Origin of the sequence: Streptomyces sp. 796.1, from assembly GCF_047525675.1 — a bacterium.
Classification (GTDB): Bacteria; Actinomycetota; Actinomycetes; order Streptomycetales; family Streptomycetaceae; genus Streptomyces.
The window spans coordinates 1-8582 of the sequence record NZ_JBLIWA010000084.1 but is presented as its reverse complement, the minus strand read 5'-3'; the positions used below and the strand labels follow the sequence as shown (position 1 = coordinate 8582).

General features: G+C 75.3%; 6 protein-coding genes. 3 read left to right on the top strand and 3 right to left on the bottom strand.

The features are described from left to right. Positions 1–286: 286 nt before the first annotated feature. The gene (locus tag ACMA1D_RS31610) at positions 287–1252 is read right to left on the bottom strand and encodes a trypsin-like serine protease (RefSeq protein WP_414727409.1); all 966 of its coding nucleotides are present in this window, start codon (positions 1250–1252) and stop codon (positions 287–289) included. A 115-nt stretch (positions 1253–1367) separates the two neighbouring features. On the opposite strand from ACMA1D_RS31610, the gene ACMA1D_RS31605 reads away from it, so the two are divergent. After that, on the top strand, positions 1368–2357 hold the full coding sequence (locus tag ACMA1D_RS31605) for a LysR family transcriptional regulator (RefSeq protein WP_414727410.1): 990 nt from the start codon (positions 1368–1370) through the stop codon (positions 2355–2357). On the opposite strand, the gene ACMA1D_RS31600 is transcribed toward ACMA1D_RS31605, so the two are convergent. Next, positions 2279–3559: a LysR family transcriptional regulator gene (locus ACMA1D_RS31600; RefSeq protein ID WP_414727411.1), complete on the bottom strand. Its 1281-nt coding sequence runs from the start codon at positions 3557–3559 to the stop codon at positions 2279–2281. The genes ACMA1D_RS31605 and ACMA1D_RS31600 overlap by 79 nt on opposite strands. Before the next feature lie 1464 nt (positions 3560–5023). Between ACMA1D_RS31600 and ACMA1D_RS31595 the strand changes: the two genes are divergently transcribed. Then, entirely contained in the window at positions 5024–6304 is a 1281-nt protein-coding gene (locus ACMA1D_RS31595) for a LysR family transcriptional regulator (protein WP_414727411.1), read from the top strand. On the opposite strand, the gene ACMA1D_RS31590 is transcribed toward ACMA1D_RS31595, so the two are convergent. Continuing rightward, a complete protein-coding gene (locus tag ACMA1D_RS31590; RefSeq protein ID WP_414727410.1) occupies positions 6226–7215 on the bottom strand; it encodes a LysR family transcriptional regulator in 990 nt (329 codons plus the stop codon). The two genes, ACMA1D_RS31595 and ACMA1D_RS31590, sit on opposite strands and share 79 nt — an antisense overlap. Positions 7216–7330: 115 nt before the next feature. Between ACMA1D_RS31590 and ACMA1D_RS31585 the strand changes: the two genes are divergently transcribed. Further along, entirely contained in the window at positions 7331–8296 is a 966-nt protein-coding gene (locus tag ACMA1D_RS31585) for a trypsin-like serine protease (protein ID WP_414727409.1), read from the top strand. The last annotated feature ends 286 nt before the right edge of the window (positions 8297–8582 follow it).

The window sequence follows — 8582 nt, the reverse complement described above, 5'->3', positions numbered from 1 at the left end:
GGGCGACGGGGCGACGGGGCGACGGGGCAGGGTCGCTGGAGGGTGTGGGCCGGGGCAACGGGGTCGGCGTACGCGCGGTGGTACGACGTACGCGCGGTGGCGCGCGAGGGCACGGCGTACGCGCGGCAGTGCGACGGACCCATGGCAGTGCGGCGTACGCGGCAGTGGCCGGGCGGTCCGCGGCAGGTTGCTCCGCGGTCCGCCCGGCCACTCGGGGCACGGGGCCCGGCCGCCGGTGCAGCCGGCCGGGTCCCGGCCCCGTCAGCAGTGCCGGCGGGTCAGTGGTCTAGCACTCGCCGACCCGCTGCCAGCCCCAGCCCTGGCCCGGGGCCTCGCCGTAGCTCCACTGCTGGTTCTGCCAGACGTAGCCCTCGTACGAGACCTGCGTCCCCGGCGGGTAGTACTCGGCCGGGTCCCAGGCCGCCACCGAGCAGCCCGGGCCGGGGCCGGGGCCAGGGCCCCCGCCACCGGTGGTCTGGTCGATCCACTGCCGGTGCGCCGTCACGTCGGTGTAGATCGTGGCGTCACCGGTGCCACAGACCTGCGAGCGCTGGCCGGCCCGGCTGGTGGCGCCCACCAGGGCCCAGCCGTTGCCGTTCTGCACCAGCGCCGGCCCGCCGGAGTCGCCGTAACAGGCGGTCTGGGTGCGCGAGCCGTACACGCACAACTCGCTGGCTGCGCTGAAGGATTCCGCGCACATCCGGTCCGGGTTGATGCGCGTGTCCAGTTGCTTGAGCATGCGCGGTGCCTGGCCGCACTGCGGGGAGCCGCACTCCTGGCCCCAGCCGAGCAGCCGGGTGTTGGCCCCTTGTGCGGGCGAGGAGTCGGCGATGGCGACGGGGGTGTTGGAGACGGACTGGGCGAGCCGCAGCACGGCTATGTCGTTGTTGCCCGGCAGTCCGTGGTAGCTGGGATGGGGGATGGCCTGGGCGACCCGGACCAACGTGCCACCGCTGGTGTGGTCCCGGGAGCCGATGCGGACCGACAGGCCGGACGACTGTTCCGCGACGCAGTGCGCGGCGGTCACCATCCAGTCACTGCTGATCAGCGAGGCACCGCAGCCGTGTCGGCCCTGGACCTGGAGCGATCCCATGAACGAGTAGTTCTCGGTCGCCTGCCCACCACCGACGATCTTGGTGCTGGGGGGCGGGGTGGGCTCGGGAGAAGCCGCGTGGGCACCCGGTGCGGTGAGCACCGCCGCGGCGATCAGTACGGGTGCTGCGACAGCGCGCAGCAAGGTACGCAAGTACATAGCGAGGGTTTCCTCCGTAAGCGGGGGGAACGACCGGGAGAGGGCCCGGTCATGTCGTCACTATGTGCGGACGCTGAACTTCCGTAACAATCCCAACGTTGCATAGAGTCCGCCTATGGAGCTGGAGTTCCGGCACTTGCGGGTGGTACGGGCCATCGCCGACCACGGCACGCTCACGGCCGCAGCGGCCGAGTTGGGCATGACCCAGCCCTCGGTGACCGAGGCCCTGCGGCGCGCCGAACGCATCACCGGCGCCCCGCTGTTCCGCCGCGACGCGCACGGCGCGGTGCCGACCCCGCTGGGCGAGCTGCTCGCCGCGCACGCCCGTACGGTGCTCGCCGCGATGGACCGGCTGGCCTCGGCCACCGCCCGGCACCAGGCCGACACGCTGCCGCCGTCGGTGCGGTTCGGCTGCACCCCGAGCCTGCTGGTGGCGCATCTGACGGTGGCGGTGCCGCAGGTGCTCGGCACCGGTGTCGAGGTGCGGACGGGCAACGACCCCGAGGCGGCGCTCGCGCTGCTGGCCGACCGTCGGGTGGAGGCCGCGCTGATCGCCGGCAACCCGGGTCCGACGGCGCCGGCCGGGGCGGGCATCGCGGGCGCCGTGGTCTCGGTCGAGCCGCTGTTCGTCGCGGTGGGCAGCGGGCACCGGCTGGCCGGCGCGTGCGAGATCGAACTCGCCGAACTGCACGGGGAGACCTGGTGCGTGGCCGACGGGCCGCGCAGCGAGGGCGCGCGCCACCTAGAGGCGTGCTGCCGCAGCGCCGGCTTCACGCCGCGCGTCCGGCAGGCCGACTACACCTCGGCCTTCCAACTCGCCGAACTCGGGCAGGCGGTGCTCCCCATGATGGCGGGCAACCGGCCGCGCACCGGGCTCAGCCTGCTGCCGCTGCGCGGCTCTCCGCTGCGCCAGCGCACCAGCCTGTTCTGGCACGTGGAAGGGCCGCTGCGCAGCGCGTTGGTGCGGGCGCTGTGGCAGGAGTTGGTGCAGGCCCAGCACGCGATCGTGGAGCGCACCCCGGTGTATCAGGCGTGGCTTGAGCGCCATCCGGAGTGGGGGACGACGCCGCCGGAGATGGTCGCCGAGTACGCGCCGGGGGCGTAGGGCACCGGGGGCGGGCCGGCCGGCTGGCGGCTGCCGGCCGGGGCGGGCTCCGTGGGATCGGCTACCGCGGGCTCCGTCGGCTCCCTCGGATCGGTCCCCGTACGCCCCGCGGGATCAGGCTCGTTGGGGCCGGGCCCCGTGTGCCCCGTACGCCCCGTGGAGCCAAGCTCCGTGGGCCCCGTGCCCTTCGCACGCTCCGTACGCCCCGCGCCCTCCGTACGCTCGTCCTCGCACGGGGCGGAGCCGAGCCAGCCCGGGTGCCGGTCCCACCAGCCGGGGACGCGGCCGAGTCCGGCGACCATCGCGCGGTAGGCGAGGGCGAGGCCGGTGCGGATGGCGGCGGCCCGCCGGGCGTCGATCGGCCCGCCCTCGGCCCACAGCAGCACGTGCCGCACCCGGACCGGGGAGCCGCGCAGCACGAGCACCGCGCCGGTCAGCGGCAGGCCGGTGTCGAGCGCCTGGACGGGGACGGCCACCGAGTCGCCGCGCCGCAACAACTGGCTGACCACCAGCGGCGGGTAGGCCCGTACGGCGATGGGGCCGAGGCCGGCCAGCGTGCACTGGGCGTCCAGGTGGCGGTCGAACTCGTCGTCCCCGTTGACCGCGAGCAGCCAGCTACAGCCGGTCAGTTCGGAGAGCTCCACCTCGCCCCGGCCGGCCAGCGGGTGACTGGACGCGACCATGACAAACGTAGGCTCGTAGCCGACGGCCGTGCGGCCGATGCCGGGCGGCAGGGCGGGCTCCTGGCCGGGGAAGTCCACGTGCAGGGCGAGGTCCACGGTGCCGTCGGCCAGCGCGGCGAGCACCGTCGCCTGCCGGTCGAGCACCACCAGGTCCACCACGTCGTCGGGACAGACTTCGCCGACGACGCCGCACAGTTGGGCGGCGAGCGGTGTCTGTCGGACGGCCACCCGCAGGGTGCGGGAAGCGGAACGGTTCTGGAAGCCGCGCAGCGCACGGTGTAGGTCGTCCACGGCGGCGAGCACCTCGCGTACGTGCGGTAGCAGGACGTCGCCGAGCGCCGTGGGACGCGCCCCGTGGCGCCCGCGGTCGAACAGGGCGCCGCCGACGACCCGTTCGATCCGCCGCACCTGCGCCGTCAGCGCGGGCTGGGAGACCCCCAGACCCGCCGCCGCCTTGGTGACGCTGCCCGCCGCGTCGACCGCCTCAACAAACCGCAGGTGCCGCACCTCCAGGTCCATTCGGCCGAGTATGGCCGACCCGAATCCGGAAGCCCAGACTCTCGACACGGACATCGCACGCCCCGTCGCGCACCGTATGCGCGCCCGCCCGCGCGAGGTGCGTTGCGGCACGGCCGCCTGACGCCGCTCCGTGGTGCCGTCCCGTTGTGCCGCCTTTCTGGGCTGCCCCGGTGTGGTGCGCCGTTGTGATGCCCCACCGTGCTGTCCCGCCCCACTGCCGCGCTGTTCCGCCCTTCTGTGCTGCGCGTTCTGTGCTGCGCGTTCTGTGCTGCCTTCTGGCTGCGCTGCTGCGTGCTTCGCCCCGCTGCTCCGCGGCGCCCCACGGAGCGGGCGACGGAACGGAGCGGGCGACGGAACGGAGCGGGGCAGACGGAGCAGACGGAGCGGAGCCGCGGCGGCCCCGGTGCCGCGAACACCGGGGCCGCGTCCCCCTCAGCGCCCCGGGCTGGCCCCCGGGACGGTCGGTGGTGGGCGGCGCGTCGCCCCCGGGCCCGGGGGGCGGCCGTGACGGGCGGCGCGCCGGGCCCGGGGCCCGAGCCGGTACGCCCGGCCCGAGCCAGTACGCCCACCCAGGCGTACGCGCACCCGGAGCGATCGACGTACCCGGGCGGTACGTGCGCCCGCGCGTGCGTTACGGCGCCGCAGCCGAGCGGCGGGTGGTCGCAGGCCCGACGGAGCCCGACCCGCCCGACGCGACGGGCCCCGCCCCGTCCCCCGGCGCACCGGGCCCCGCGGGGCCCGGTGCGCCGGGGGACGGGGCGGGGCCCGTCGCGTCGGGCGGGTCGGGCTCCGTCGGGCCTGCGACCACCCGCCGCTCGGCTGCGGCGCCGTAACGCACGCGCGGGCGCACGTACCGCCCGGGTACGTCGATCGCTCCGGGTGCGCGTACGCCTGGGTGGGCGTACTGGCTCGGGCCGGGCGTACCGGCTCGGGCCCCGGGCCCGGCGCGCCGCCCGTCACGGCCGCCCCCCGGGCCCGGGGGCGACGCGCCGCCCACCACCGACCGTCCCGGGGGCCAGCCCGGGGCGCTGAGGGGGACGCGGCCCCGGTGTTCGCGGCACCGGGGCCGCCGCGGCTCCGCTCCGTCTGCTCCGTCTGCCCCGCTCCGTTCCGTCGCCCGCTCCGTTCCGTCGCCCGCTCCGTGGGGCGCCGCGGAGCAGCGGGGCGAAGCACGCAGCAGCGCAGCCAGAAGGCAGCACAGAACGCGCAGCACAGAACGCGCAGCACAGAAGGGCGGAACAGCGCGGCAGTGGGGCGGGACAGCACGGTGGGGCATCACAACGGCGCACCACACCGGGGCAGCCCAGAAAGGCGGCACAACGGGACGGCACCACGGAGCGGCGTCAGGCGGCCGTGCCGCAACGCACCTCGCGCGGGCGGGCGCGCATACGGTGCGCGACGGGGCGTGCGATGTCCGTGTCGAGAGTCTGGGCTTCCGGATTCGGGTCGGCCATACTCGGCCGAATGGACCTGGAGGTGCGGCACCTGCGGTTTGTTGAGGCGGTCGACGCGGCGGGCAGCGTCACCAAGGCGGCGGCGGGTCTGGGGGTCTCCCAGCCCGCGCTGACGGCGCAGGTGCGGCGGATCGAACGGGTCGTCGGCGGCGCCCTGTTCGACCGCGGGCGCCACGGGGCGCGTCCCACGGCGCTCGGCGACGTCCTGCTACCGCACGTACGCGAGGTGCTCGCCGCCGTGGACGACCTACACCGTGCGCTGCGCGGCTTCCAGAACCGTTCCGCTTCCCGCACCCTGCGGGTGGCCGTCCGACAGACACCGCTCGCCGCCCAACTGTGCGGCGTCGTCGGCGAAGTCTGTCCCGACGACGTGGTGGACCTGGTGGTGCTCGACCGGCAGGCGACGGTGCTCGCCGCGCTGGCCGACGGCACCGTGGACCTCGCCCTGCACGTGGACTTCCCCGGCCAGGAGCCCGCCCTGCCGCCCGGCATCGGCCGCACGGCCGTCGGCTACGAGCCTACGTTTGTCATGGTCGCGTCCAGTCACCCGCTGGCCGGCCGGGGCGAGGTGGAGCTCTCCGAACTGACCGGCTGTAGCTGGCTGCTCGCGGTCAACGGGGACGACGAGTTCGACCGCCACCTGGACGCCCAGTGCACGCTGGCCGGCCTCGGCCCCATCGCCGTACGGGCCTACCCGCCGCTGGTGGTCAGCCAGTTGTTGCGGCGCGGCGACTCGGTGGCCGTCCCCGTCCAGGCGCTCGACACCGGCCTGCCGCTGACCGGCGCGGTGCTCGTGCTGCGCGGCTCCCCGGTCCGGGTGCGGCACGTGCTGCTGTGGGCCGAGGGCGGGCCGATCGACGCCCGGCGGGCCGCCGCCATCCGCACCGGCCTCGCCCTCGCCTACCGCGCGATGGTCGCCGGACTCGGCCGCGTCCCCGGCTGGTGGGACCGGCACCCGGGCTGGCTCGGCTCCGCCCCGTGCGAGGACGAGCGTACGGAGGGCGCGGGGCGTACGGAGCGTGCGAAGGGCACGGGGCCCACGGAGCTTGGCTCCACGGGGCGTACGGGGCACACGGGGCCCGGCCCCAACGAGCCTGATCCCGCGGGGCGTACGGGGACCGATCCGAGGGAGCCGACGGAGCCCGCGGTAGCCGATCCCACGGAGCCCGCCCCGGCCGGCAGCCGCCAGCCGGCCGGCCCGCCCCCGGTGCCCTACGCCCCCGGCGCGTACTCGGCGACCATCTCCGGCGGCGTCGTCCCCCACTCCGGATGGCGCTCAAGCCACGCCTGATACACCGGGGTGCGCTCCACGATCGCGTGCTGGGCCTGCACCAACTCCTGCCACAGCGCCCGCACCAACGCGCTGCGCAGCGGCCCTTCCACGTGCCAGAACAGGCTGGTGCGCTGGCGCAGCGGAGAGCCGCGCAGCGGCAGCAGGCTGAGCCCGGTGCGCGGCCGGTTGCCCGCCATCATGGGGAGCACCGCCTGCCCGAGTTCGGCGAGTTGGAAGGCCGAGGTGTAGTCGGCCTGCCGGACGCGCGGCGTGAAGCCGGCGCTGCGGCAGCACGCCTCTAGGTGGCGCGCGCCCTCGCTGCGCGGCCCGTCGGCCACGCACCAGGTCTCCCCGTGCAGTTCGGCGAGTTCGATCTCGCACGCGCCGGCCAGCCGGTGCCCGCTGCCCACCGCGACGAACAGCGGCTCGACCGAGACCACGGCGCCCGCGATGCCCGCCCCGGCCGGCGCCGTCGGACCCGGGTTGCCGGCGATCAGCGCGGCCTCCACCCGACGGTCGGCCAGCAGCGCGAGCGCCGCCTCGGGGTCGTTGCCCGTCCGCACCTCGACACCGGTGCCGAGCACCTGCGGCACCGCCACCGTCAGATGCGCCACCAGCAGGCTCGGGGTGCAGCCGAACCGCACCGACGGCGGCAGCGTGTCGGCCTGGTGCCGGGCGGTGGCCGAGGCCAGCCGGTCCATCGCGGCGAGCACCGTACGGGCGTGCGCGGCGAGCAGCTCGCCCAGCGGGGTCGGCACCGCGCCGTGCGCGTCGCGGCGGAACAGCGGGGCGCCGGTGATGCGTTCGGCGCGCCGCAGGGCCTCGGTCACCGAGGGCTGGGTCATGCCCAACTCGGCCGCTGCGGCCGTGAGCGTGCCGTGGTCGGCGATGGCCCGTACCACCCGCAAGTGCCGGAACTCCAGCTCCATAGGCGGACTCTATGCAACGTTGGGATTGTTACGGAAGTTCAGCGTCCGCACATAGTGACGACATGACCGGGCCCTCTCCCGGTCGTTCCCCCCGCTTACGGAGGAAACCCTCGCTATGTACTTGCGTACCTTGCTGCGCGCTGTCGCAGCACCCGTACTGATCGCCGCGGCGGTGCTCACCGCACCGGGTGCCCACGCGGCTTCTCCCGAGCCCACCCCGCCCCCCAGCACCAAGATCGTCGGTGGTGGGCAGGCGACCGAGAACTACTCGTTCATGGGATCGCTCCAGGTCCAGGGCCGACACGGCTGCGGTGCCTCGCTGATCAGCAGTGACTGGATGGTGACCGCCGCGCACTGCGTCGCGGAACAGTCGTCCGGCCTGTCGGTCCGCATCGGCTCCCGGGACCACACCAGCGGTGGCACGTTGGTCCGGGTCGCCCAGGCCATCCCCCATCCCAGCTACCACGGACTGCCGGGCAACAACGACATAGCCGTGCTGCGGCTCGCCCAGTCCGTCTCCAACACCCCCGTCGCCATCGCCGACTCCTCGCCCGCACAAGGGGCCAACACCCGGCTGCTCGGCTGGGGCCAGGAGTGCGGCTCCCCGCAGTGCGGCCAGGCACCGCGCATGCTCAAGCAACTGGACACGCGCATCAACCCGGACCGGATGTGCGCGGAATCCTTCAGCGCAGCCAGCGAGTTGTGCGTGTACGGCTCGCGCACCCAGACCGCCTGTTACGGCGACTCCGGCGGGCCGGCGCTGGTGCAGAACGGCAACGGCTGGGCCCTGGTGGGCGCCACCAGCCGGGCCGGCCAGCGCTCGCAGGTCTGTGGCACCGGTGACGCCACGATCTACACCGACGTGACGGCGCACCGGCAGTGGATCGACCAGACCACCGGTGGCGGGGGCCCTGGCCCCGGCCCCGGCCCGGGCTGCTCGGTGGCGGCCTGGGACCCGGCCGAGTACTACCCGCCGGGGACGCAGGTCTCGTACGAGGGCTACGTCTGGCAGAACCAGCAGTGGAGCTACGGCGAGGCCCCGGGCCAGGGCTGGGGCTGGCAGCGGGTCGGCGAGTGCTAGACCACTGACCCGCCGGCACTGCTGACGGGGCCGGGACCCGGCCGGCTGCACCGGCGGCCGGGCCCCGTGCCCCGAGTGGCCGGGCGGACCGCGGAGCAACCTGCCGCGGACCGCCCGGCCACTGCCGCGTACGCCGCACTGCCATGGGTCCGTCGCACTGCCGCGCGTACGCCGTGCCCTCGCGCGCCACCGCGCGTACGTCGTACCACCGCGCGTACGCCGACCCCGTTGCCCCGGCCCACACCCTCCAGCGACCCTGCCCCGTCGCCCCGTCGCCCCGTCGCCC

Bases quoted from the DNA above. Each gene is read 5' to 3' on its own strand.
- ACMA1D_RS31595 (WP_414727411.1), top strand. From the start codon at position 5,024: ATGGACCTGGAGGTGCGGCACCTGCGGTTTGTTGAGGCGGTCGACGCG.
- ACMA1D_RS31585 (WP_414727409.1), top strand. From the start codon at position 7,331: ATGTACTTGCGTACCTTGCTGCGCGCTGTCGCAGCACCCGTACTGATC.
- ACMA1D_RS31600 (WP_414727411.1), bottom strand. From the start codon at position 3,559: ATGGACCTGGAGGTGCGGCACCTGCGGTTTGTTGAGGCGGTCGACGCG.
- ACMA1D_RS31610 (WP_414727409.1), bottom strand. From the start codon at position 1,252: ATGTACTTGCGTACCTTGCTGCGCGCTGTCGCAGCACCCGTACTGATC.
- ACMA1D_RS31605 (WP_414727410.1), top strand. From the start codon at position 1,368: ATGGAGCTGGAGTTCCGGCACTTGCGGGTGGTACGGGCCATCGCCGAC.
- ACMA1D_RS31590 (WP_414727410.1), bottom strand. From the start codon at position 7,215: ATGGAGCTGGAGTTCCGGCACTTGCGGGTGGTACGGGCCATCGCCGAC.